This window comes from Mucilaginibacter glaciei, assembly GCF_014773245.1.
Taxonomy (GTDB): domain Bacteria; phylum Bacteroidota; class Bacteroidia; order Sphingobacteriales; family Sphingobacteriaceae; genus Mucilaginibacter; species Mucilaginibacter glaciei.
On sequence record NZ_JACWMX010000008.1, the window covers coordinates 164,100 to 188,964 of the forward strand.

Genomic DNA, 24,865 nt, shown 5'->3' on the forward strand with positions numbered 1-24,865 from the left:
GTTAAATTTTTGAGAAGTTTTTTAATAACGTTTCGCCATGAATGCCAGACTTTTCGGGGTGGAATTGAACACCGTAAAAATTGTCGTGCCAAATTGATGCCGAAAATTTATTAATGTAACTTGTTGATGATAAAGTGTATAATGGGTCGTACTCAATAAAGTATGAATGTACGAAGTAAAAGTGTGATCCGAGTGGTATACTCTTAAATAGAGGATTTTCTTTTTCGGCAAATACCTGGTTCCAGCCAGTATGCGGAACCTTGAAATTTGCAGTTTGCGGGAATTTTAAGGTTTTTACAGGGAATAAATCTAATAGATCAGCATTACCTTCTTCACTGTACGACGTAAGTAATTGCATGCCCACACAGATACCTAAGGTTGGTTTATTAAGAGCTTTTATGGCAGGTACTAATCCTGTATTTACTAATTTGTCCATAGCAGCACCTGCGTGGCCTACACCCGGTATAATGTAGCGGTCGTACAGTTCAAAATCTGCCTCGGTATTGATCATCCCATACGGAATACCCAGCCGCTCTAAAGTAGCAGTGAGTGAAAAGATGTTCCCGGCGCCGTATCGTATTATTCCGATCATGTTTTTTATGAGATGCAGGAATTAAGAGTTCAATAGTCAGGAAAAATCTTGCTTCCTGCATCTTGATTTCTTTTGTCCCTACAATAGTCCTTTTGTACTTGGTAAGACCATTTTATTAACGTCCCGCTTTACCGCCATTTTTATGGCTTTGGCAAAGGCCTTAAATATAGCTTCTATTTTGTGATGTTCGTTCTGTCCCTCTGCCTTAATGTTCAGGTTGCTTTTTGAAGCATCGCTGAAAGATTTAAAGAAGTGATAAAACATCTCTGTTGGCACATCGCCAACTTTCTCCCGTTTAAATTCTGCATCCCAAACTATCCAGTTACGCCCGCCAAAATCAATGGCTACCTGCGCCAGGCAATCATCCATAGGCAGGCAAAAACCATAACGCTCAATCCCCATTTTATTACCCAATGCTGTAGCGAATACTTCGCCTAAGGCAATCCCGGTATCTTCAATGGTATGATGCTCATCGATATGTAAGTCGCCTTTAGCAGTTACCGTCAAATCGATGCCACCATGGCGGGCTATCTGATCCAGCATGTGGTCGAAGAAATTCAACCCTGTTGATATTTTCGATTCGCCCGTACCATCAAGGTTTAGTTTGATGTAAATATCGGTTTCTTTAGTAACGCGGCTATGCTCGATAACCCGCTCGCCTAATTTCAGGAACTCGTAGATAGCTTTCCATTCAATGGTTTGCAAGGCAACAACACCCGCAATATCCGCATCAACTTCAGGCTGAAATTCATTATCACCCAGGCCCGATTTGTTATTTAACCAGATGGCTTTTGCGCCTAAGTTCTTAGCTAACAGTACATCGTTCTTGCGGTCGCCTATGGTAAATGAATTCGCCAGATCATATTGGGTAGTGTCTAAATATTTAGTCAGTAAGCCTGTAGCGGGTTTACGGGTAGGGGCGTTGTCTTTAGCGAAGGTGCGGTCAATAGCCTGATCTATAAAATGCACACCCTCATTTTCAAATGTTTTGATCACAAAGTTATGAACCGGGTAAAAGGTATCTTCCGGATAAACCGATGTGCCTAAACCGTCCTGATTAGTTACCATCACCAACTCATAATCCAGCTCGGCAGCAATTTTAGGCAGATATTGTAAAGCGCCGGGATAAAATGTCAGTTTGGCGAACGAGTCTATCTGTTCATCAGGGGTTTCGTTGATGAGTGTGCCGTCGCGGTCTATAAAAAGTATTTTTTGCAGCTTATCCATTATTTGTATTGCTGTAAGGTTGATAGCAGTATTTTGTTTTCCTGAGGCGTACCGATGGTAATGCGCAGGCAACCTTCGCAAAGCTCTACTTTTGAGCGGTCGCGGATGATGATACCGTGCTGCACTAAAAAGTTATAGATTCCTTTAGCATCGGTAGTTTTTACGAGGATAAAGTTGGCATCAGATGGGTAAATATCTGTAACGAAAGGCAGTTCTTTTAAAGTGAGTACCAGCTTATCGCGTTCATCTAAAGTTTCTTTTATCCAGCCGTTAACTTGCTGCACATTATTTAAAGCTTCTAAAGCCAACTGCTGCGATGCCTCATTTACATTGTACGGCGGTTTTACTTTGTTCATTACCTCAATAATCTCTTCGCTGGCGAAGGCCATGCCCACACGCAGTCCCGCAAGCCCCCAGGCTTTAGACAGGGTTTGCATCACAACCAGGTTGGCATATTCGGTCAGTTCCTGTATAAAGGTTTTTTGGCGGCTAAAATTGATGTAAGCCTCATCAATTACGATGATGCCGTTAAAATTGGCCAGCAAGGTTTCGATATCATCACGGTTGAGCGAATTGCCTGTTGGATTATTGGGCGAGCAGATAAAGATCAGTTTGGTACGCTCATCTATCGCCTCAGCAATGCCTTCCAGGTTTAGTTGATACTCTTCTGTCAGCAATACTTTGCGCGCTTCTAAATCATTTATATTGGCCGATACTTGGTACATACCGTAAGTAGGCGGACAGATAATGACATTATCTACCCCCGGGTTGCAAAAGCTGCGAAACAGAATATCGATAGCCTCGTCGCTGCCATTGCCTACAAATATGTTACGGGCAGGTACACCTTTAATTTCGCTCAGGCGTATTTTAACCTTATACTGCATCGGATCCGGGTAACGGTTGTAAGCCGTATCCAACGGTGAGCCGAATGCATTCTCGTTGGCATCTAAAAATACGCTTGCCTCTCCTGTATACTCGTCACGCGCGGAGGAGTAGGGGGTTAGGTTTTTAATATTTTTGCGTAGCAGGTTATTGATATCGTACATGGTATTGGTATTCTTTCATTAGTCAGTTATATCCATCGCGTCATTGCGAGGAACGAAGCAATCTCCAGATTGGACAAGTCGGCGATTCGCAAATCCGCCCTGCTTATGTAGAGATTGCTTCGTGCCTCGCGATGACGCAGTGGTTAGTTTTGCGGTTTGGCCATTCTTACACTTACCGCATTCCTGTGCGCGTGCAGGCCTTCCATGTCTGCCAGTATCTCTACCGATGGACCTATATTTTCAATCCCTTCGGCCGTTAAGTGCTGAAAGGTGATTTTCTTCACAAATGAATCTACCGATACACCAGAATATGCCCTTGCGTAACTGCTGGTAGGCAGGGTATGATTAGTGCCTGATGCGTAGTCGCCAGCGCTCTCCGGTGTTAAATTACCCAGGAAAACTGAACCTGCATTTTTAATGCTACCGGTAATTTTTTGCCAGCTATCTGTAGCCAGGATCAAATGCTCGGGCGCATAATGGTTGCTAAAATCCATAGCCTCATCTAAATTATTTGTGATGATGATGTATGAATTATCCAACGCCTGCCTGGCGATTTCGGCACGTGGCAGAACAGCTAATTGTTTATCCACCTCGGCCAACGTGGCTTGTGCGATGCTTTCAGATGTGCAAACCAACACCGACTGGCTGTCTATCCCGTGCTCGGCCTGCGCCAGTAGATCGGCCGCAACATAAGCGGGTTTGGCTGTCCTGTCGGCTATCACCAACACTTCCGATGGCCCGGCAGGCATGTCAATCGCAGTTGTAGTGGTCGACTGGATAATGGTTTTAGCCTTGGTTACAAATTGGTTGCCCGGGCCAAAGATCTTATCAACTTTAGTGATCGTTTCCGTCCCGTAGGCCATAGCGGCTACGGCTTGTGAACCGCCAACTAGATAGACTTTGTCAATATTCAGCATCAAAGCTACATAGGCGATAAAGGCATTCACCTTACCGTTCTTTTGCGGCGGCGAACAAACTACAATTTCATCGCAGCCTGCTATACGTGCCGGGATACCCAGCATCAAAAAGGTGGATGGCAGTACAGCAGTGCCGCCGGGAATGTAAAGGCCAACTTTTTCAATCGCCCTCAATTCGCGCCAGCAAGTTACGCCGGGCATGGTTTCTACCTTATCCTCGGGTTTTAGCTGTGCTTTGTGGAATTTGTAGATGTTGGCATAAGCTATCTGCAAAGCTTCCTGCTGCTCCGGCAACACCGCCGAAGCGATCTTGGTAAGCTCTTCCTTATTAAGAAAAAGCTTCTCCAGTTCAACTTTATCAAACTTGGTGGCATAATCCAGCAAGGCGCTGTCGCCGTGTTGTTTAACGTTTTCTATCACATCCTCAACCAACGCACGGATCTCGTTAGCCGGGTCAACATTACGCTGCACCAGTTTCTGGATATCTACTTTTGAAAGGTCCGAATAATTAAATATTTCCATTTGCCTTATCCCAGCCCTCTCCAAATGAGAGGGAGTTTATTTTGACTAACCTACTTTCTAAGTCTTCTCCTTGGGAGAGGATTTAGATGAGGCTTCTTATAATATGATTTTCTCTATCGGCATTACTACAATGCCTTGTGCGCCGGCTTGTTTTAACTGGCTTATACTGTCCCAAAAGTCACGCTCTGGGATTACAGTGTGCACTGCCACCCAATCTGCCTCGGCTAATGGCACTACCGACGGGCTTTTTACCCCCGGCAATAACGCAGTAACGGCATCCAGGTTTTCGCGCTTCACATTCAACACTACGTACTTTGTTTCTTTAGCCCGCAATACTGATTGGATCCGCTGGATCAATTCTTTGATCAGGTCGTCGTTCTCGCTGCCTTTGCTGCCTATCAGTACCGCCTCGCTGCTCATCACATCGGCAAATGGTTTTAAGCCATTGCTTTTTAACGTGCCGCCGGTTGATACCAGGTCACAGATGGCATCACTTAAACCTAAACCGGGAGAGATCTCTACCGAACCGGAAATGGTACGGATATCTGAACTAATACCTTGCGCTTTCAGGTATTTACCCAATATAACAGGGTAGGTGGTGGCAATGGCTTTCCCGTTCAGTTGTTTAAGATCGGTAATGGTATTATTGTTGGGTACCGCTATTTTCAACGAACATTTGCCGAAGCCTAATTTTTGCAGGTAGGCAACTTCTACTTCGGTCTCTTCTATTACATTTTCGCCCACAATACCTAAGTCGGCAATACCATCCTGAACATATTCGGGGATGTCATCATCGCGCAGGAAAAGGATCTCTAACGGGAAATTAGATACAGGGGAAATAAGCGAACTTTTGTAGTTTTCGAAGTTTAAGCCGCAATTTTTTAACAGTTCAACAGACTTTTCGTTGAGCCGACCCGATTTTTGGATCGCTATTTTTAATGTTTTCACAAGTTGAGTTTAAGGGTACTATAAAATAAAAAAAACGGAGGGTTGTTATTTCGCGTAGAAACATACATTATCTATTCACCACCGGGTGGTGATGCAGATGAAGATGATGTAGTTTGAACTTTTCCATTTTTTGTTACAGTACTTATAGATAAGTGGTGCAAATATAGGGAGTAGATTAGCAAATCAAAATAAAATCTAAATTTGATTGTCAAAAATTTAATTTAGGGTCTCGTTTTTTGAAAAAATGGCAATATGTATAAGTGCTTATGTAATTTAATCAGCCTTATACTCATATATCGCGCCATCCTCCAGCTTCTTTAATAGCTTTAGGTTTTTTACCTTTTCTATATCCTTTATATTGATCAGCTCCGGATTTTCCAGATTGTTGAACCAGATGAGGTAGAAATGCTTGATCTCGTAAAATTTCTTCACATCCTTTTTAAAGAATTTGTGGGGTACCAGGTAGGAGGATATGCCAGAGAAAAAGTAAACCGCCTCATGCGCATCGGTGTAAATGGTCACCTTCGGGTCGAACATTGTTTTGTCTATCGTACGCAGATAATTGGCGAACGGTGATTCCTGCCAGCCGCTGTCTGTGTAACCTGGGTTGCCATAATCGTCGGCCACCTGGTCTTTATAGCGGTCGTAATCTATTAAAAAATCTTTGGTGGTGAAGCCCAGCATGAGTATGGTCATTATGGTGCCGATGATCAACCGGGTACGTTTAACGCTGATGCTTTTGAGCCACAGCAGCCCCCAGCTGGTATATCCCCATAATGAGGTGATGAACAGAGGCGATAGCAAACGATGATTGATCCGTTCGTATCGTGAAAAGGTGGAAGACAGGATGATGAACAAGCCGTACACCAATGAAAACGTAATAGCCAGATTCTCGTAACTATTTAAATGCCTGCGGTAATAGTTATAGGCCAACGCGATGATAAAGCCCAGCAACATTACAATGGCGATAGGGGTAGCCAAAAAATATTGAGCAGGAGTGAAGCCCATCCAGTCGCACATAACGGTGCCAAAATAATAAAGATTTTTGCCGAATGAGGTGATAGAAGGTTCGCGCGGCCCTGTGCCGGTTCCTGTATGCAGCGCATTGAATACCAGATTGGTTACCAGTAATGAGATGCAAACAAACCCATAGATCAGGATATGGACGATCTTCTTTTTCCAGATCAGTGTTCTGTCCAGCAACAACAGCAATCCGCCCGTGCCTACAATGGTAACAGCCGCATAACGGGTAACACAACTTAAAGCTGCTATAGCTGCCGCGATGATCAATGCTTTAACGGTATGCTTTAAAAGGTACTCGCGGAAGGCAACGATAAAAAATAGCACCTCCAGTATAAACAAGGTCTCCGACCATAAATAGGTATAAACCTGCAGCAAAGCCGGACTAAAAGCGATTGCGATTAGCATAAGCCATTTATAGAGTTGCAACGCCGGTAGAAAGCGATTCATGATCCACCCGCAGGTAAAAAGGAGAGAGGCGAATAGCATAGCATCCAGTATAGCCCCGAAAACTACCGGGTCAATCTGGCTGATGAACATGATTGCACCCAAAAAAATGGGGTAAAATACCGGGAAATCCACAATGGGTATGTGGTTAAAGGTTTGCAAAGTTCCATTTGCATTTAAACTCCTGGCGGCACTGGTGTACATGATCGAGTCCGGAGAAATGCCGATGCCGCTGTAACTGCAAAAAAGGCATATTAAGTAAAAGCCTATACCACAGGCTAATAAAGTATCATAGTTTTTTATGGATCGGGAGAAAACCATTAAGAGGATAAGGATGTTAGGCGCTTTTTGTTTGCAAGTTTAATTGTTGTGCGGATGAGAAATGAAATCTTATGTTAGTTTATATGAATAAGTTGTTTAGAGAATGTTTTGCAGCGAGGAAGTCTCTTGCCGAAAAACTCAAATTAGTTTACAGCGATAATATGCAGGATTGGGAATACGAAGTGTCGGATCCGGATAGAATAGTAGACTTTATAAATGAATACAAAAAAACGGATACGAATAATGCAGAGAAAATAAGCTTGATGGAAATAATGTTAGATAGTTTAAATACCACTTTATATACAAATGGCGGATTCAAAAAAATGAATCAAAATAATAAAGAGATTATTAGCCTGTTAAAATCTAACAAGTCCCTGCATTCGACAACACTTGAATATTGGCAAAACGGATGGCCAATATCCATTTTATTAAAAGATATCTAATCTATGCTATCAAATCCAGCACAGTACTTATTGGCTGGTCGCTGTCTATCAAGATCCCCTTAACCCCCGCTGCGGTGCCTGCCTCTACATCGCGCTCGCGGTCGCCTATGAAGTACGACTGGCTTGGGTCGATGTTATATTTCTCTATCCCTTGCAGCAGCAAGCCAGGCTTAGGTTTGCGGCAATCGCAGTCGCCGGTAAAGTTGGGGTGGTGCGGGCAATAAAAAAAGTCGGTTATCTCAACCCCGTGCTCGTGGTAAACCTCTTTTAAGTGGTTATGCATTTTGTTTAACTCCGGCACGTCGTACCAGCCTTTGGCCAGGCCGCCCTGGTTGGTGGCTACCAACAGCATATAGCCGCGGTCCTGCAATTCCTTTAGCGCATCAAAATTATCCAGTACATGAAAATCTTCCAATTTGCATACGTAGTCGCCCATTTCGCGGTTTAGTACTCCATCCCTGTCTAAGAAAACTGCTTTAATTTTATCGGCCATTATTTTACAAATTACGATTTAACGGCAAAAGTACGGTAATAAGCCAAATTACTATGTGTGCATATAATCCAAACATTTAAAATTGCAAATTTGATATATAAACTACTCTTTTTATGTTTCAATGTTAATTTAATACCAGATTAAGGGGTGTGTTTTAAAAATGTCTAAAAAATACAGTCAATTATTATTAAAGTATTAAAAATCGTTAATTTCGTTATTACCCGTATCTCAAAAAAACGGATAAAAAAATGGATCAAACCAATGGCGACCAGCAAGGCCTTTACAGGCCGGAATTTGAACACGATTCCTGCGGAACAGGTTTTATAACCAATATTAACGGTCATAAATCGCACCATATTATTGACGATGCATTAACCATGCTGGAGAACATGGAGCACCGCGGCGCTTGCGGCTGTGACCCCGAAACCGGCGATGGTGCAGGTATCCTGATTCAACTCCCCCACGAGTTTTTAATGGAGGAATGCTCTAATTTAGAGATCAGCCTGCCGGAGCCAGGCGAGTATGGCGTAGGGATGATCTTCTTCCCTAAAGACCCGGTGCTTAAAAAGGCATCACGCACAATCATCACCAATGCGATAGAAAAATTAGGGCTTACCAAGTTAGGTTACCGCAAGTTGACGGTGGATTCGACCGCGATAGGCGAAACTGCCCGCCAGGCCGAACCGGATTGCGAACAATTATTTATTGCAAGGCCACAACATATTACCAATACAGATGATTTTGAGCGTAAGTTATATGTACTGCGCCGTTATATCACCAAAACAGTAACCGAAACAGTGCCCGCGGCTGCCGAGTATTTTTACTTTACATCCCTAAGCTGCCGTACTATTATATACAAGGGTCAGGTTACTACCTATCAACTGCGTAAATACTTTACAGACCTGGTAGACCCGCGTATGGCTTCGGGTTTTGCGGTTATCCACTCCAGGTTTTCTACCAATACCTTCCCGTCGTGGAAATTGGCCCAGCCGTTCCGTTTGATCGCGCACAATGGCGAAATCAATACCCTTACAGGTAATCTCAACTGGTTCTATTCGGGCATCCGCTCATATGCGTCTACTTATTTTACCAATGAGGAGATGGATATGTTGCTGCCGGTGATAGACAATAACCAGTCGGATTCAGCTTGTCTGGATAACATTATCGAGATCCTGCTACACACTGGCCGCTCGTTACCGCACGTAATGATGATGCTGATCCCTGAAGCCTGGGATGGTAACGAACAGATGGACCCGGTTAAAAAGGCATTCTACGAGTACCATGCCACCTTGATGGAACCATGGGACGGCCCCGCGGCTATCTCGTTTACCGATGGTAAAATTGTAGGCGCCCTGCTTGATCGTAACGGCCTGCGCCCGTTGCGTTATGTGATCACCAACGATGGCCGCGTAATTGCCGCGTCTGAAGCAGGTACACTTATTATCGACGAAAGCACGGTTATCCGTAAAGGAAGATTGCAGCCCGGTAAAATGTTATTGATCGATACCGAAAAGGGCAGGATCATTACCGACGAAGAAATTAAGAAAGAAATATCTGGCCAGCAGCCTTACGGTGCGTGGTTAGAAAATTATAAGATCCGTTTGGGCGAATTGTCCGAGCCGCGTTTATCGTTCGCAAGCCTGTCTGCCGATGCGGTTTACCGTTATCAGCAGGTATTTGGTTACAGCCGCGAGGATATCGATACCATTATTAAGCCAATGGCCTTAGATGGTAAAGAGCCTATCGGATCAATGGGTACAGACGTGCCGCTGGCGATCTTGTCTGATAAGCCACAGCACCTTTCCAGCTATTTTAAACAATTTTTTGCCCAGGTTACCAACCCGCCGATAGATCCTATCCGCGAGCGTTTGGTAATGAGTTTGGCTACCTTTATCGGTAATAACGGTAATTTGCTTGATGAAGATAAAATGCACTGCCATTGCGTAGTGCTGGATCACCCTATATTAAAGAACCACCAGTTAGAAAAACTGCGCAGTATTGATACAGGGCTATTCCACGCCAAAACATTGCAAACCTATTTTATGGGCGATGGTATGCCCGGCTCGTTAGAAAAGGGTATTGCCAGACTATGCCGTTATGCCGAGGATGCGGTTGATGATGGTTTTGAAGTACTGATCCTTTCAGATCGCGCGATAGATTCTGAACACGCCCCCATCCCGATGCTGCTGGCGGTATCAGCCGTGCACCACCATCTGATCCGGAAAGGCCGCCGTGGCGCGGTTGGTTTGGTTGCCGAAACCGGCGACAGTTGGGAAGTACACCACTTTGCTACTTTGCTGGCATTTGGTGCAACGGCTATTAATCCTTACTTAGCATTATCAACCATTGAGACTTTAAAGAATAACGGCAGTTTAGAAACAGATCTTGAGCTTAAATATCTGTATAAAAACTACGTAAAATCGGTCAACGATGGCCTATTAAAGATTTTCTCCAAAATGGGGATCTCTACCTTACAGTCATACCATGGTTCGCAGGTGTTCGAGATCTTGGGGATCAACCAGCAAGTGGTCGATAAATACTTCTCCGGTGCGGTTACCCGTATTGGTGGCTTAGGTTTGGATGAGATTGCTAAAGAAGCGCTTTGCAAACATAAAATAGGTTTTAACGCGCCTAAAACAGAGAATCATTTATTGCCCGAGGGTGGTATTTACCAATGGAAACGCCGTGGCGAAGCCCACTTGTTTAACCCTACTACTGTTCACCTACTGCAGCATGCAACACGCAGCAACAGTTACCAGGTATATAAAAATTATGCTGCCGTTATTAACGAGCAGACCGAAAAGCATTTCACCATTCGTGGATTGTTAGATTTTGCGCATCACCGCGAGGCGATAAGCATAGACGAGGTTGAACCGATTGAGAACATCATGAAGCGTTTTGCAACAGGTGCCATGTCGTTCGGGTCCATCTCGCACGAGGCGCACAGCACAATGGCTATCGCCATGAACCGCATTGGCGGCAAAAGCAATACCGGCGAAGGTGGTGAGGACGAAATGCGCTACGAAAAAATGGCCAATGGCGATTCTATGCGCTCGGCTATTAAACAGGTGGCATCTGCACGTTTTGGAGTAACCTCTAACTACCTGAGCAACGCCGATGAATTACAGATAAAAATGGCGCAGGGTGCCAAGCCAGGGGAAGGCGGGCAGCTACCTGGTCATAAGGTAGATGAGTGGATCGCAAAAACCCGTCACTCAACACCGGGTGTAGGTTTGATCTCGCCGCCGCCGCACCATGATATTTATTCTATTGAGGATTTGGCCCAGCTTATCTTTGATTTAAAGAATGCCAATCGTGCTGCGCGTATCAACGTTAAGTTAGTTTCAAAGGCAGGCGTAGGCACAATTGCCGCGGGTGTGGCCAAAGCACACGCCGATGTTATTTTAATAGCCGGTTATGACGGCGGTACGGGCGCATCGCCTATAAGCTCGGTGAAACATGCCGGCTTACCGTGGGAACTTGGTTTGGCCGAAGCACACCAAACGCTGGTGCGCAACAAACTGCGCAGCCGTGTGGTGCTGCAAACAGATGGCCAGCTAAAAACCGGGCGCGATTTGGCTATTGCTACGCTTATGGGTGCCGAAGAATGGGGCGTTGCAACCGCAGCCCTTGTTGCAGGCGGCTGTATCATGATGCGTAAATGCCATCTGAATACCTGCCCGGTGGGAGTTGCCACGCAAGATCCTGAATTAAGGAAACTGTTCAGCGGCAGCCCGGACCATGTGGTAAACCTGTTCCGCTTTATGGCAGAGGAGCTACGCGAGATAATGGCCGAATTAGGCTTCCGTACCATTAACGAGATGGTGGGCCGCGTACAATTCCTGAAAGTAAAAGACGGAATAAAAAGCTGGAAAGCTAAAAAGGTTGACCTCAGCGGCATACTGCACCCGGTAACCATCACCAAAGGTATGACGCTTTATAACAGCGAAAAACAAGACCACGGTATGGACGCGATATTGGATTGGGAATTATTGCGCAACGCTAAGCAAGCATTAGAAGATAAAACCCCGGTATTTGCCACCTTTGATGTGAAAAACGTCGACCGCACTATTGGTACCTTGTTATCTAACGAGATCTCAAAAATATATGGCTCTACAGGCTTGCCTGATAATACCATCAATTATAAATTCAAAGGATCTGCCGGGCAAAGTTTTGGCGCATTCACCACAAAAGGTATCTCTTTTGAACTGGAAGGTGAAGCTAACGATTATGTAGGCAAGGGTTTATCCGGAGCGCAACTGGCTATCTATCCTGCTGCTAATGCAACGTTTAAGCCCGAGGATAACATCATTATCGGTAATGTGGCGCTTTATGGTGCTACGTCGGGCGAGATGTTTATCCGCGGTATGGCAGGCGAACGTTTCGCGGTACGTAACTCGGGTGCAACAACAGTTGTTGAGGGTATCGGCGATCATGGTTGCGAATACATGACCGGCGGCCGCGCGTTGATACTGGGCGAAACCGGGCGCAACTTCGCAGCGGGTATGAGCGGCGGTCTCGCTTGGATCTATAACCCTAACGGCACGTTCGCGGCAAACTGTAATACTGAAATGGTTGACCTTGACCCGCTATCGCTAAAAGACGAGGAGCAGATCCAGGCGCTGCTTAAAAAGCATATTAACCTTACCGGGAGTAAGGTGGCCCAAACCATCATCAAAAACTGGGGCAAAGCATCCGGTAATTTTGTAAAGGTTTATCCAAAAGAATATAAAAAAGTTATCGAGAAATTAGAATTACAAACTGTTAGTCAATAAGTATTATGGGAAAAGTTACAGGATTTCAGGAATTTAACAGGGAACTCCCCCAAAAAACACCTGTTGCCGAAAGGGTAAAAAACTATAATGAATTTGTCGGTTTGTATTCTGACGAGAAGCTGAACCAGCAATCCGCGCGTTGCATGAATTGCGGCATCCCATTCTGCCATTCGGGTTGCCCGCTGGGTAATGTGATACCCGAGTTTAACGATGCCGTATACCGCAAAAACTGGGATGAGGCTTATCAAATCCTCTCATCAACAAATAATTTCCCGGAGTTTACGGGCCGGATTTGCCCTGCGCCGTGCGAATCGGCATGTGTGTTAGGTATCAATAAGCCGCCTGTTGCTATTGAGGAAATTGAAAAGCACATCATTGAGGTAGCTTATTCAAAAAATATGGTTAAACCAGTTGCGCCGCTCATCAAAACAGGTAAAAAAGTAGCCGTAGTTGGCTCGGGCCCGGCTGGTTTAGCCGCTGCGGCACAATTGAGCAAAGCGGGCCATACGGTAACCGTTTACGAGCGCGATGACCGTGCAGGTGGTTTACTGCGTTACGGCATCCCCGATTTTAAATTAGAGAAATGGGTGATTGACCGCCGCATCCAGGTAATGGAAGAGGATGGTATCGTATTTAAATACAATATAGAGGTAGGTAAAACTATCCCCGCCGATGAGCTGGTACGTGCAAACGATGCAGTTGTATTGGCAGGTGGCTCCACCATCCCGCGCGATTTGCCTATCCCGGGCAGGCATTTTAAAGGTGTGCATTTTGCGATGGACTTTTTAAAGCAGCAGAATAAACGCGTGAGCAGTACCTCTTTCGAGATGGAAGAGATCATCGCAAATGGTAAAGATGTGATCGTGATTGGTGGTGGTGATACAGGCAGTGACTGCGTAGGTACATCAAACCGCCAGGGTGCCGCATCTGTAAAGCAGTTTGAGGTAATGGTACAACCGCCTGAAAAGCGTACCGCCCACATGCCGTGGCCAACTTACCCAATGGTGCTGAAGACAACCAGCTCGCACGAGGAAGGGGTAGACCGTTTTTGGGGGATCAATACCAAGGAATTTTTAGGGGACGAGAACGGCGAGCTAAGGGCAATTAAAGTAGCCGATGTAAGCTGGGAAATAGATGTAATGGGCCGCCCGATGAAATTTAGCGAGGTAGAAGGCAGCGAGCGCGAAATACCCTGCCAGCGTGTTTTCCTGGCGATGGGCTTTGTTAACCCGCAGTTTGAAGGCGCTTTACAACAATTGAATGTAGCCCTTGACGAGCGCAAGAACGTGAAAGCTATTGAAGGTAAGTATCGTACCAATGTAAGCAAAGTGTTTGCCGCAGGCGATATGCGCCGGGGGCAGTCGTTAGTGGTATGGGCGATATCTGAAGGCCGCGAGGCTGCCCGTAAGGTAGATGAGTTTTTAATGGGCCACTCTAACCTGGAAAGCAAAGATGCCGTTAACCAGTTTGAGCAGGTATTTTATTAAGCATGTTAATTAATCAGTTATAAACCGGGCCCTTGTCAGTTAGTTCTGCAAGGGCTTTTTTTATAATAGAGATGTCATGGTGAGCTTGTCGAACCATAAGCCGGTAAGTCTTCGACAAACTCAGACTGACACAGGTCATTACAAGTTCATACTAACAGTTGGGCTATTTTTCGGATGGGTTCTTTTTCCCGGCTAACAGCATATCGATCATTTTGCTGATCCTGCCTGCGCGGGTTTGTTCTTGTTTGGCGCTCAGGATCCAAACCATGTATTCTTTACGGTGCGACCAGGCAAGATTACTATAAATGGATAATGTCGCCGGGGTGTTGCCTAAAGCATCGGCCACATCGGGCGGCAGTGTGATCTGTTTGTTATCCGTATCTATAAAGGCAGAATAATCGTTTTTTTTAATAGATTCTTGGCTGAAATCTGAATGTTTAACTAGGTTTTCCGGGCGGAAACGGAGGGTGGTCCAGGTGTTATCGATAGCGGCAGAAGCAACCGGGCGCAAGCCGTATTGTTTGGCAGCTTCCCATCCGCTCATCATTTCCAGATCGCTCTCGATGCCCGAGTTCTTTTTAGGGTAAATCACCCATAATATCGTGTCAGACTTTAATAGGGATTTGAGGTGTGCTAAAATATCGCCCAGTTCGGCCGCTGTTTTTACAAAAAGCTGTATGCCGTTTACAGTGTCAGTTGCGTCAAATTGTAAATGTATCCCATCCGGCAAAGGTTCCAAAAGGGCTAAGTAGCCCGGTACGGCGTTTAATATGAGCCAGGTTTGGCGGGGTTTCATCAACAATTTTTTGGCGAGCGGGCTCATTGGCTTGGTTATTTCAGGTTCAATTTAGCAAAGAAATCCCATAAAACGATACCTGCCGATACCACAATGTTAAACGAGTGCTTGGTGCCGAACTGCGGGATCTCTATACATACATCTATCACCTCCATCACCTCATCGCTTACGCCGTTAACTTCGTTGCCGAATATCAGTGCGTATTTTTGGGATGGGGCAGGGGTAAAGGTGTTCAGCATTGTGCTGTCTGCCGCTTGCTCAATAGCAATGATCTGGTAGCCCTCATTGCGCAGCTTCTGCACGGCTTGTAACGGCGTTTCGTAATATTCCCAGTTTACGGATTGTGTGGCGCCCAACGCGGTTTTTTCTATCTCGCGATGCGGTGGCTGGGCGGTTATGCCGCACAAACAAACTTTTTCAACCGCAAACCCGTCGGATGTGCGGAAGATGGAGCCGATATTATGCATACTGCGTACGTTATCCAGTACCACCGCAACAGGTAATTTGTCCTGTGCCTTAAATTCATCTACCGTGGCACGGTTCAGTTCATCGAGTTTTAGTTTGCGCATGATAAAAGAAAAAGGACAAAGCTATTAATTATGCGACTAATAAATTCCGTTACACTCCAGAACATATGTGTAAGTTTTTGTTTCAACCAGTAGCTCAATCCCTAATCTTTTAATTAAGCTCTTTGCCTGTGATTGGTTTAATATATAAGGTAAATAAAGAAGTTCGTCACCTTTTCGTTGTTTTACGATTTCTTTCAAGTCTGTCACTTCAAGTTTTATCGGGTATTCACTAACTAAGTCGGAATTTTTCCTGTCAAACAGTGTCAAAGTCCGTTCGACGGCCAATAATTTCATAGAAAATTAATCTCTTTAACCCCATCTCCAATCATCGATTTGTAAACCGATGGTGCGTACCCTATCTTCTCTGTATAATAGTCAATAACTCCTTTGCTAAAATTATCAAAATCATTTGCCTTAACCAGTGCTATGGCGCATCCTCCAAAGCCGGCGCCAGTCATCCGGGCACCGGCGACGGAAGGATTTGTTCTGGCATATTCTACAACGGTATCCAGTTCAATACCGCTTACCTCATAAAGGTCACGCAGCGAATCGTGCGACGCATACATCAGGCGGCCAAATTCCTCCAGGTTATTATCGCTTAAAGCTTTGGCTGCCAATTTAACCCGGTCGTTTTCGGCGATAACGTGGGTGGCACGTTTAAGTACAGTAGGATTTGTAATGAGGTGTTTATACTGATCGAACTTTTTAGTGTCAATATCGCACAGATAGCTAATATCCAGTTCCTGCTGCAGGGCTTTTAAAGCCGACTGGCATTCCTGTACACGTTCGTTATATTTTGATTCGGCCAGTTTACGGGGCTTATTCGTGTTGATGATAGCCAGTACGTTATCGCCCAGGTTACTATCTACTGCCTGGTATTCCAGCGTATCGCAGTTAAGCATCAGGGCTTTATCCTTCTCGCCAAATGCTACCGAAAACTGGTCCATAATGCCGCTGTTTAACCCTATAAAAACATTCTCTACCCATTTGGATAATTTCACCAACTCTAATTTAGTGAAGCCGATATTGAACAGCTCGTTCAATGCAAAAGCGGTTACTACCTCGATAGATGCCGACGACGACAATCCCGAACCAATAGGGATATCGCCATAATAAAGGATATCCAGGCCCTGTAATTTTTTGTCCTGCTGCAAAAAATATGCTATCACGCCAATAGGGTAATTGTACCAGTCAGTACCGTGCTTGATGTAACTTTCCTGCAAAGGGATCTCGGCTGTTTCGTCAAAATTCAGGCTTTTGAAACGGAATACATTATCATTATTTGGCGACACCAACATATAAGTACCAAAGGTGATGGCACATGGCATTACAAGCCCTCCGTTATAATCTATATGCTCGCCTATAAGGTTTACCCTTCCCGGCGAAAAAAATGTCCTGGTAGCTTCTTTATGATATATTTTACTGAATTCCTGTTGCAGCTGCGGTTTCATTAGCTTTTAAAATTGGAAAGCAAATATTGTAAAACTTACCCTGATTAAGGTGTAGTTGTAGTAGGTTTGTCAATTAAATTTCGATAGTAAACAGAACAGCTTTATACTTGTTGCGCAAGTATAAATAAACCAACCATATGAACCAATATATTGTAACTGGGTACGACCATAAAGACGAAGGCGCTCTGGAACGCCGTATGAGTATCCGCCCGCACCATTTGGATGGCGCTAAGGCCCTAAAAGAAAGCGGCAACTATGTTTTAGGAGGCGCCGTTTTGAACGACGAGGGCAAAATGATAGGATCAGTAATGGTATTGCAGTTTGAGAGCGAAGACGGATTAGAAGCCTGGAAACAAAGCGAACCCTACATTACCCAGGGTATTTGGGAAACGGTTGATGTAAAACCATTTAAAGTGGCAGTGGTTTAATTTAAAGCTTTAAAGTCAAAATTTAAAAACAGGGGACGGATAATTACCGCTGGCTGTGCTTTTCAAATTCCCAATATCCCTGCGGGGCTTTTTTGTAATGAACGGTGTAGATGATGCCATTTGTTTTAATATCGAAAGAAAAGCTTTTGGCATTTGGGTCATCAGGAATAAACTGTTCTAAAATGCTTTGTGCGATGAGTTTGATTTTGTCGGTCAAGCTTTGTGCACTCTCTGCTACTTTTTCAATTTCGGCTTTATAAGCTGTAAAAGTGGTGTATTTATGTTCTGTTGGGGTAGTTGCTCTGGCGGCATTAAAAGCTTGTTCGGCGTATTCGTCCATTGCTTTTAATAGACCTTCGGCCGATATCTCGGGCATACCGTCTGCACCGTGAGAATAATAACTGTCCAGAATCTGCTCTTTGCGTTTCATTACCGGCAAAAATACATATAACAAAAAAGGATACTATTGATGTAGTATCCTTTTTTTGCTAAGTAATATTGTGATTAGCTCACCGGCGGCGCAATACCATCCAGTTCGTCAATATCTTCGGCATCTAAAATAACCTCTGTTGTTTTCATGTTTTCTTCCAGGTGATCAACACTTGAGGTGCCAGGTATCAGTAAAATATTTGGCGAATGCTGTAATAACCAACTCAATGCTACCTGGTGTACTGTCGCATCGTGCTTTTGCGCTACTTTCTGCAGTTTTTCCTGTACAGCAACGTTACCTGCATTAAGCGGATACCACGGAATAAAAGCGATGTCGTTTTCTTCACAAAACTCTAAAACGCCTTCCCATTTACGGTTATCAACGCTGTACATATTCTGTACCGATACCACTTCAAAATAATCCTGTGCCTTGCGGATATCGTCAATACCAACTTCAGATAAGCCAATGTGCCTGATCTTCCCTTCGGCCTGCGCCTGTTTTAAAAATTCAAAGGTTTTTTCAACAGGCACAGTAGGGTCTATCCGGTGCAATTGGTATAAGTCAATCTGATCAAGTTTAAGGCGTTTTAAACTACCATCCAGTGCCTCCTTTAAATGCTCCGGGCTTGCATCAACGGGCCACTCATCTGGGCCGGTACGCAGTAAGCCACCTTTTGTTCCAATTACCAATCCCTCCGGATAAGGATAAAGTGCTTCTGCAATTAATTCCTCAGAAACGTTAGGTCCGTAGCTATCTGCCGTGTCAATAAAATTAATGCCCAGTTCAACTGTACGTTTTAAAACACGTATAGATTCGTTGTGATCTTTTGGCGGGCCCCATATCCCTTTGCCGGTAATACGCATAGCACCATAACCTACACGGTTTACAGTAAGGTCGCCACCTATATTAAATGTTTTTGCTGATGTTTCAGTTTCGTTACTCATGGTAATTTTGTTTTATATCAAAAGAGTAACGTTAACCCTAGGAAGTTTGTTTAAGCAACATCACCACCAAAATGTCATAAAAGAATTACCGCCATGCGCCAATTGTTGTACCCATTAAAGTAAGAGATACCAAGCTGTAGCCGCCGTTGATAAATACGTACCGCCAGCCCTTCAACTCAAACAAGCCGTTAATGGCAATGGCACTAAACGTCCAGATCCCGGCCAGTAAACCGGCTGTGGCACCCCATATTACGTCTGTTTTGGCTTCGGCCAAAAACATACCGAGGTTTACGGCCATTAGCATAGAGAAAATGAATGCAAAGCCGAAAATTTTGCCTTTATTGCTGTGCTTAAGGGCATCTTCGGTAAGGTTGCTATCGGCAAGCCAGGCGTTGGCGAATAAAGGTTTGGAATACCATACGCCGCCCAAGGCGAAGGCCGAGACGCCTGCAACCACAATTGCCGGCCAGTCAATTAATGAAAAATCCATACGTTTGGGTTTAAGGTTGCCTAAATGTATGGATTAATAAATGAATTAAAGTGTTTGTAATCTATTGTCTTTAAGTTATTTAACAGTATATCGTAAAACGTACCTGCCCAGGTTACCGTCGGCATCAATTCCTTCAATAGTTGCACGGTAAGTGCCGCGCCCGTCGGCGTTAAAAAAGTCGAACGTTGCCGCGCCTGTTTTATCGGTCAATACTTTAGGGTTCCAATAAATAGTCGATCTTAAGTCCGGGCCGCCCATCGGTTTGCCAACCAAATACCTTGGCGAGTAAAATTCTTTGGTAACCGCAAAGCCGTTCGCTGTGTAAGTTACTTCATAAGGCTTGGGGATAAGATCCTGCATTTGAGCAAAAGAGATCTTTGTTTTGTTGATCTTTCTCATGTTTACCAATATCAAACCCGCAGTACCGGTTTGTTTATTGGCCCCGCTAAAACCGTCGGTTTTGTAAACTTCCACACTTTCTACGTCATCGCCTCTTACTGTTGATAGGGCTGTAGCATCAACTGGTTTGCCATCCAGATATATTTGTATGGGCAGTTTGTCACTGCTGTTATAGTTGCGTATAAAATAAAATAAACCATTATCAGCTGTGATGCCCAGCACCATTGATGGCAGGCAGTTAAAAAGTGAGGGACAGCCCTTAAAAACTTCAGCTCCAACAGTTTGATCTGGAATGGTAGGCAATCCCGTCAATCCGGGCCAGTCGCGGTGTAACGGTTTTTTGTATACGGTGGCCTTGATCACTACTTCCTTTAAAATATGCTGGCTATCATAAACTTTCTTACTGTTGGCCAGGTAGGGTTTAAAGGTGCTGTCGATGTTTGGTATCTCGTCATAAACATAATTATTTTTTGACGCAGGCTGGTAAGACTCGCCGTTGATGCTTACAGCCATATTTTTGCTTAATGGATTGTTACGGGCTGTGATCGTTACCTGTGCGGAATCTTTAAAAGTTAATTTGGAGAATTTAAAATTACCTACCATGTCGGTATAGGTTTCTTCAGATGCCTTCCCCGGCATTTGCAATAATAAGTTACCTTTAGAGACAGGCATCCCGGTGTTGGTTCTTAATATCCCGCTTATCTCCAGCCCCTGTTGTTCGGGATATAGGTAAATCTGCGGATATTTGCCAACCAGTATATTTGAGTAAGAGATGCGGCGATAACCCTGTGTAAGCATCAGCACATCCAGATCGTCGGCGGCATTTGTATTTTTAGCCAGAAAGTAGTAGTTAGGTTTTTCTACGTACCCCTTTAGCTCAGATGAAAGCAACAGGTTAGATAATATGGTGGTTTCATTATTCTCGTCAAACGGTACTTTACCCTCATCGATAACAGCTACCGAGAAGTTACCCATAACGGGCAAGGTTTTGCTTTTTGCATTAACTACCATTTTAACATTCTGGCGTGTGTTGTAGATTTTTTTATCGGCCGTTACAGTAAGGTTCATGGCATCGTTATTTTGTATAAACACAATGCGTTCGCTTACCGGTACGCCTGTGGCGGTAAACAAGGTGAACTGGACAATGCCGGTAGGAAATTTGCTTTTTTGAATTGCAGAACTATAAACGGCGGCATCCAGTTTGGTTTGTGCAGCAAATAAAATTGTGCCGCCTGTTTGTGCGATAATATAGTATTGCTTGTTTTGGTTATTAGTAAAGTATGGCGCGTTAGCCGATATTTTAAGCGTGACAGTTGCCGGGTCGGTGTTAAAAAGGGCCATGGTAATACCTGCGGGCCTTATCCTTGGCAAATCATAAGTGGTTTTGGTGCCATCAGCAAAGGTAATGTTGGCTTTGTAACTCTTGCCGTCTTCCGGCGATAGGGCAAAAACGCCCATGCCTAAATGCTGGGTGCTAATAGCGGCAACTTCCGCACCTGTATTGTCTGTAATGTTACCCTTAACGTTCAGGCCCAATCCGTTTGTGCCTATCGCCTTAAAAGCCACTTTAGAGCGCACGCCTACCAAAAGATCGCCGCCTTCCGGAAAAAACTGAACGTCTTTTATACCGGCGGCTGTTTTTAACGGAAACATTTTAAGAACCGGCTTACGCGAGCCGGTATCTATAATAGTGGTAAGTATTGCTGATTGCAAAACCGAAGCATTATCACCTGTAAAATCCAGGTTAAAAAGGCCGTTTGCATCGGTATTGCCTTTGCCTTTACCAAGCTCATCACCATTAACTGCAGTTGCAGTCCAGGTTATCTTTTTATTGGCCAGGGGGGCTTCGCCGGGGTCTTTGTAGCTAATGCTTGCATTTATCCTGATACGCTTGTTAACCATAGCGGTATTAAAGGATATATTGGTACTTACAGCATTATCTACCGGATTGCCTATTACCAAATTCTTGTTGAAAAAGTATTCCGGGTCGGAGTTGCGCATCCAGCCGGTGTAAGCCCTTAAATGGTAATTGCCTTCGGGATAAGCACCCGGGGTAAGGACAATGCTGCCCATTGCAAAACCGTTTACTACAGACAGTTTAACTTCTTTAACAATTGTATCCTGGCTATTGGCAATATCTATGTAAACAATTTTACTTAAGGCCGATGGTAAATGCTTCTCAATAGTTACATAAGCTTTAAACCAAATTGTATCAGTAGCGGCATAATATGGCTTATCAAAGTGTAAATACACCTTTTCTATTGGGAAAGCCGCTGCGTATTTTGTTGTTTTGTCTAATATGGTAGTAAGGCCTACTGTATCCCGTTGTGCAAATGCCGAAGTAAAACAAGACGCGATAAAAAAGAATAGGAATGCGGGTTTTTTGAAGTTCATTTTAGTTAAAAGTAGCGTTGGCTAATATAAACATTTAGCTTTATAGCATGTTGAATGCGTAGGCTTTTAACTTTATTTAACAGCTAATCGGTTATATATATTATATGGGTATTGAAATTGAAAGAAAGTTTTTGGTCGACCATGAAAAATGGGATGAGGAAATCAAACCCACGGGTACGGTTTACAGGCAAGGTTATATATTAAGTGATGAGAAACGCACGGTAAGGATAAGAGTGGCCGACGATGTAGCCTATATCACTTTTAAAGGCGGCAGTACCGGCATCAGCCGCAGCGAATTTGAGTACACCATACCTGTTGAAGATGGTAACCAGATTTTACAGGAAATGGCCATATCTTCTGTCGAAAAGATGCGGTACAATATGGAATACGCCGGCAATACCTGGGAGGTTGACGTTTTTACAGGTAACAACGAAGGACTAATAATTGCCGAGATTGAACTGAGTAGTGAAGACCAACAATTTGACCGCCCTAAATGGGTTAGAGAGGAGGTTAGCGACGAGAGCCGGTATACCAATGCCTTACTTTCTGTAAATCCTTTTAAAAATTGGATATAAAAAAACCTGCTTTAAGCAGGTTTTTTTATGTATGTGAAGTTATTGACTACCAGCCAGTACCTTTTTTAGCATTGCCATTTTTAACGTGCTCTTCTGCGGTAGCTTTACCCATAATAGCTGCCATTTTGTTGCCTTCAGCGTCTTTGCCTGTTGCAATGTAACGACCTGATTTGATGTCGATAACAGGATCAATCATCGGGACGTTTTTAGTTTTTGTTTTTACCGAGTAGGCGGTAATTCCACCTTTAGCTTCTGCTGCCATGATAGTTTTGTTTAGTGTTTTTTTAAGTTTAACTGTAAATTGCAATAATTGTTTTATTACCTGTTTGCTAAATTGTTAATTCCATAGGTAATAATCGCAATATGATTGGCAATATATGTATTTATACTTAACTAACAAACCTTTAAAAAGGTTCTCAACTTTTAAGAGTTATTAAAGGCTACGTAGCTTAATCTAAAAACTTGCCCTCACGGTAATAATTCTCTTAAAAGTAGCTTTCCTGTTCGAAAATGCGCTTTTCGGGCAAATTTATAAGGATTTGCTTAGCAGGGTACGCTTATACTTTTATTTAGTGTAATTCGATTGTTACAAAGCCAGGTTCAGTTATGTTTTTAATGCTTGAGGTACTCTTATATTAGTGCGCTATTATATATGGTGCCTTATTACTTAAGGCCGCCACACGAAAACAAACAGCGCGGTAAATTAGTGCCAGAATATTGGCGGGGTTGATATAAACTTTCAGTTGGGGTGGGGCACCATTCATCAATACTTATCAAGACCGATCGCGCACTACTAACCTTTTGCAATTATAATTGTATTATAAATAACACTAAACTTTATACTTATGAAACCATACCTTATTATATGTGCATTAGCATTAGCCTCGTGCGCAGGCAGCGGATCAAAAAACGGCGGCGATAATTTACAGGCAGACAGCGGCAAAAAAGATACATCGGCTGCTACAAAACTTAATACCCCGGCGCAAAATATGGAGTATTGCTTTATACATACGGATGGTAAAAGTGCCAAAGATATTACGGCTATACACCTTGTAATTAATGCGAATAAGGTTAGTGGTGATATGAACTGGTTACCCAAGGAAAAGGACAGGCGTAAAGGCACACTATCAGGTAGCCTTGAAGGGGATAATATTAAGGCGGTTTGGAGCTTTATGCAGGAAGGAACGAAAGACACTCTCGCTGTCGAGTTTAAACTGTCGGCCCAGCAACTTGCCCAGAAGCCAATGATCCTAAGCACTAAAACAGGCCGAGAGCAGGTGAATACAAAGGCAGATTATTCAGTTATCTATAAACTGGATAACTGCGAAAAATTCAGGTCTAAATAATACCCTGCTATATTATTGCAGGGTTGTGCCGGATATTTTCTCATGCTATGAAACCTATTTGTGTACGTAGCAGTTTACAAATCTGTTTTGTAAGTGGCAGCAGGCTATTATTGCAACTGCTGGATATTGAATTAGTCGGCAGTTGCGATATCTGATTTCGGTCTTGACGATTCTTTAATAGCCATTGAAGCTTTCTCAGATTTTACTTTCTCGTTTATATCGTTATTAGTATTGCTGTTAGTTAATGAAAAAGCGGTAACGCCAGATACTAATACTAATGCTGCTGCTATGATGAATTTTTTCATGATGGTAATTTAAAATGATGTTTGTTTTACGGGTTGATGATTTATTGAACGTTTATAATTATTAATCAGCAGTGCCTACATCTTTTTTGGTATCAGCAGTGCCAACATCTTTTTTAGTATCAGCGGTGCCTACGTCTTTTTTAGTATCGGCAGTGCCAACATCTTTCTTAGTAGTTTGTGCTTTTTTAGGAGCAGGTGCAGCAGCGTTAACGTTGATAGATAAACCTGTAGTAAGGATAAGAGCGATTGCTATGATTGATTTTTTCATGATTATATTATATATGTGTTTGGGTCTGTATAGTAGTTGAATTTTTTTTATTGCAATTATTAATCGGCAGTGCCTACATCTTTTTTGGTATCAGCAGTACCTACATCTTTTTTAGTATCAGCGGTGCCTACGTCTTTTTTAGTATCGGCAGTGCCAACATCTTTCTTAGTAGTTTGTGCTTTTTTAGGAGCAGGTGCAGCAGCGTTAACGTTGATAGATAAACCTGTAGTAA

General features: G+C 43.7%; 24 protein-coding genes. 6 read left to right on the top strand and 18 right to left on the bottom strand.

Features of this window, described 5'->3' with window-relative positions; translation table 11 throughout:
* Window position 1 precedes the first annotated feature (1 nt).
* From hisH to IDJ76_RS17995, 6 genes are all read right to left on the bottom strand, one after another.
* On the bottom strand, window positions 2-592 hold the full coding sequence (gene hisH, locus IDJ76_RS17970) for an imidazole glycerol phosphate synthase subunit HisH (RefSeq protein ID WP_191165173.1): 591 nt from the start codon (window positions 590-592) through the stop codon (window positions 2-4).
* Window positions 593-670: 78 nt separating this feature from the next.
* Window positions 671-1,819, bottom strand: a complete 1,149-nt coding sequence (gene hisB, locus IDJ76_RS17975) for a bifunctional histidinol-phosphatase/imidazoleglycerol-phosphate dehydratase HisB (protein ID WP_224746398.1) — start codon at window positions 1,817-1,819, stop codon at window positions 671-673.
* The gene (gene hisC / locus IDJ76_RS17980) at window positions 1,819-2,865 is read right to left on the bottom strand and encodes a histidinol-phosphate transaminase (RefSeq protein WP_191165176.1); all 1,047 of its coding nucleotides are present in this window, start codon (window positions 2,863-2,865) and stop codon (window positions 1,819-1,821) included. The genes hisB and hisC overlap by 1 nt, the downstream gene beginning before the upstream one ends.
* 143 nt (window positions 2,866-3,008) lie before the next feature.
* Window positions 3,009-4,304 (bottom strand): histidinol dehydrogenase, encoded by a 1,296-nt coding sequence (gene hisD, locus IDJ76_RS17985; protein ID WP_191165178.1) that lies wholly within the window; start codon window positions 4,302-4,304, stop codon window positions 3,009-3,011.
* 96 nt (window positions 4,305-4,400) lie between these two features.
* Window positions 4,401-5,252 carry an ATP phosphoribosyltransferase gene (gene hisG / locus IDJ76_RS17990; RefSeq protein WP_191165180.1) on the bottom strand — a complete coding sequence of 284 codons (852 nt, stop codon included), beginning with the start codon at window positions 5,250-5,252 and terminating at the stop codon, window positions 4,401-4,403.
* Window positions 5,253-5,525: 273 nt separating this feature from the next.
* Window positions 5,526-7,040 (bottom strand): hypothetical protein, encoded by a 1,515-nt coding sequence (locus IDJ76_RS17995; RefSeq protein WP_191165182.1) that lies wholly within the window; start codon window positions 7,038-7,040, stop codon window positions 5,526-5,528.
* 83 nt (window positions 7,041-7,123) lie between these two features.
* On the opposite strand from IDJ76_RS17995, the gene IDJ76_RS18000 reads away from it, so the two are divergent.
* Window positions 7,124-7,483, top strand: a complete 360-nt coding sequence (locus IDJ76_RS18000; RefSeq protein WP_191165184.1) for a hypothetical protein — start codon at window positions 7,124-7,126, stop codon at window positions 7,481-7,483.
* Between the two features lies 1 nt (window position 7,484).
* Here IDJ76_RS18000 and IDJ76_RS18005 read toward each other — a convergent pair whose 3' ends face one another.
* Window positions 7,485-7,976: a D-glycero-alpha-D-manno-heptose-1,7-bisphosphate 7-phosphatase gene (locus IDJ76_RS18005; RefSeq protein WP_191165186.1), complete on the bottom strand. Its 492-nt coding sequence runs from the start codon at window positions 7,974-7,976 to the stop codon at window positions 7,485-7,487.
* Window positions 7,977-8,224: 248 nt separating this feature from the next.
* On the opposite strand from IDJ76_RS18005, the gene gltB reads away from it, so the two are divergent.
* Complete coding sequence (gene gltB, locus IDJ76_RS18010; RefSeq protein ID WP_191165187.1) at window positions 8,225-12,751, top strand: glutamate synthase large subunit; 4,527 nt, start codon at window positions 8,225-8,227, stop codon at window positions 12,749-12,751.
* Between the two features lie 5 nt (window positions 12,752-12,756).
* Entirely contained in the window at window positions 12,757-14,238 is a 1,482-nt protein-coding gene (locus IDJ76_RS18015) for a glutamate synthase subunit beta (protein ID WP_191165189.1), read from the top strand.
* Window positions 14,239-14,401: 163 nt separating this feature from the next.
* Here IDJ76_RS18015 and IDJ76_RS18020 read toward each other — a convergent pair whose 3' ends face one another.
* From IDJ76_RS18020 to IDJ76_RS18035, 4 genes are read right to left on the bottom strand one after another with little or no spacing between them, the layout of a single operon-like run.
* Window positions 14,402-15,061 carry a YdeI/OmpD-associated family protein gene (locus IDJ76_RS18020; RefSeq protein WP_191165191.1) on the bottom strand — a complete coding sequence of 220 codons (660 nt, stop codon included), beginning with the start codon at window positions 15,059-15,061 and terminating at the stop codon, window positions 14,402-14,404.
* 8 nt (window positions 15,062-15,069) lie between these two features.
* Window positions 15,070-15,603, bottom strand: a complete 534-nt coding sequence (locus IDJ76_RS18025) for an RNA methyltransferase (protein ID WP_191165194.1) — start codon at window positions 15,601-15,603, stop codon at window positions 15,070-15,072.
* A 36-nt stretch (window positions 15,604-15,639) separates the two neighbouring features.
* A complete protein-coding gene (locus IDJ76_RS21285; protein WP_191165196.1) occupies window positions 15,640-15,897 on the bottom strand; it encodes a DUF7683 domain-containing protein in 258 nt (85 codons plus the stop codon).
* Window positions 15,894-17,054, bottom strand: a complete 1,161-nt coding sequence (locus IDJ76_RS18035) for a galactokinase (protein ID WP_191165198.1) — start codon at window positions 17,052-17,054, stop codon at window positions 15,894-15,896. The genes IDJ76_RS21285 and IDJ76_RS18035 overlap by 4 nt, the downstream gene beginning before the upstream one ends.
* 137 nt (window positions 17,055-17,191) lie before the next feature.
* On the opposite strand from IDJ76_RS18035, the gene IDJ76_RS18040 reads away from it, so the two are divergent.
* On the top strand, window positions 17,192-17,482 hold the full coding sequence (locus IDJ76_RS18040; RefSeq protein ID WP_191165200.1) for a YciI family protein: 291 nt from the start codon (window positions 17,192-17,194) through the stop codon (window positions 17,480-17,482).
* A 43-nt stretch (window positions 17,483-17,525) separates the two neighbouring features.
* On the opposite strand, the gene IDJ76_RS18045 is transcribed toward IDJ76_RS18040, so the two are convergent.
* The 4 genes from IDJ76_RS18045 to IDJ76_RS18060 all read right to left on the bottom strand — a co-directional run bounded on the left by IDJ76_RS18045 (window position 17,526) and on the right by IDJ76_RS18060 (window position 22,139).
* Complete coding sequence (locus IDJ76_RS18045; RefSeq protein ID WP_191165202.1) at window positions 17,526-17,912, bottom strand: hypothetical protein; 387 nt, start codon at window positions 17,910-17,912, stop codon at window positions 17,526-17,528.
* Between the two features lie 74 nt (window positions 17,913-17,986).
* Window positions 17,987-18,856 carry an aldo/keto reductase gene (locus IDJ76_RS18050; RefSeq protein ID WP_191165204.1) on the bottom strand — a complete coding sequence of 290 codons (870 nt, stop codon included), beginning with the start codon at window positions 18,854-18,856 and terminating at the stop codon, window positions 17,987-17,989.
* An 85-nt stretch (window positions 18,857-18,941) separates the two neighbouring features.
* Window positions 18,942-19,346, bottom strand: a complete 405-nt coding sequence (locus tag IDJ76_RS18055) for a DUF1761 domain-containing protein (protein WP_191165206.1) — start codon at window positions 19,344-19,346, stop codon at window positions 18,942-18,944.
* A gap of 75 nt (window positions 19,347-19,421) precedes the next feature.
* Window positions 19,422-22,139: a carboxypeptidase regulatory-like domain-containing protein gene (locus IDJ76_RS18060; protein WP_191165208.1), complete on the bottom strand. Its 2,718-nt coding sequence runs from the start codon at window positions 22,137-22,139 to the stop codon at window positions 19,422-19,424.
* A gap of 104 nt (window positions 22,140-22,243) precedes the next feature.
* On the opposite strand from IDJ76_RS18060, the gene IDJ76_RS18065 reads away from it, so the two are divergent.
* Complete coding sequence (locus IDJ76_RS18065; RefSeq protein ID WP_191165210.1) at window positions 22,244-22,714, top strand: CYTH domain-containing protein; 471 nt, start codon at window positions 22,244-22,246, stop codon at window positions 22,712-22,714.
* 46 nt (window positions 22,715-22,760) lie between these two features.
* On the opposite strand, the gene IDJ76_RS18070 is transcribed toward IDJ76_RS18065, so the two are convergent.
* Window positions 22,761-22,976, bottom strand: a complete 216-nt coding sequence (locus tag IDJ76_RS18070; protein WP_191165212.1) for a hypothetical protein — start codon at window positions 22,974-22,976, stop codon at window positions 22,761-22,763.
* 583 nt (window positions 22,977-23,559) lie between these two features.
* On the opposite strand from IDJ76_RS18070, the gene IDJ76_RS18075 reads away from it, so the two are divergent.
* Window positions 23,560-24,060: a hypothetical protein gene (locus tag IDJ76_RS18075; RefSeq protein ID WP_191165214.1), complete on the top strand. Its 501-nt coding sequence runs from the start codon at window positions 23,560-23,562 to the stop codon at window positions 24,058-24,060.
* Between the two features lie 131 nt (window positions 24,061-24,191).
* Here IDJ76_RS18075 and IDJ76_RS18080 read toward each other — a convergent pair whose 3' ends face one another.
* Together IDJ76_RS18080 and IDJ76_RS18085 are read right to left on the bottom strand one after the other, a co-directional pair.
* Complete coding sequence (locus IDJ76_RS18080) at window positions 24,192-24,365, bottom strand: hypothetical protein (protein WP_191165216.1); 174 nt, start codon at window positions 24,363-24,365, stop codon at window positions 24,192-24,194.
* 61 nt (window positions 24,366-24,426) lie between these two features.
* A complete protein-coding gene (locus IDJ76_RS18085; RefSeq protein ID WP_191159433.1) occupies window positions 24,427-24,633 on the bottom strand; it encodes a hypothetical protein in 207 nt (68 codons plus the stop codon).
* Window positions 24,634-24,865: the final 232 nt, after the last annotated feature.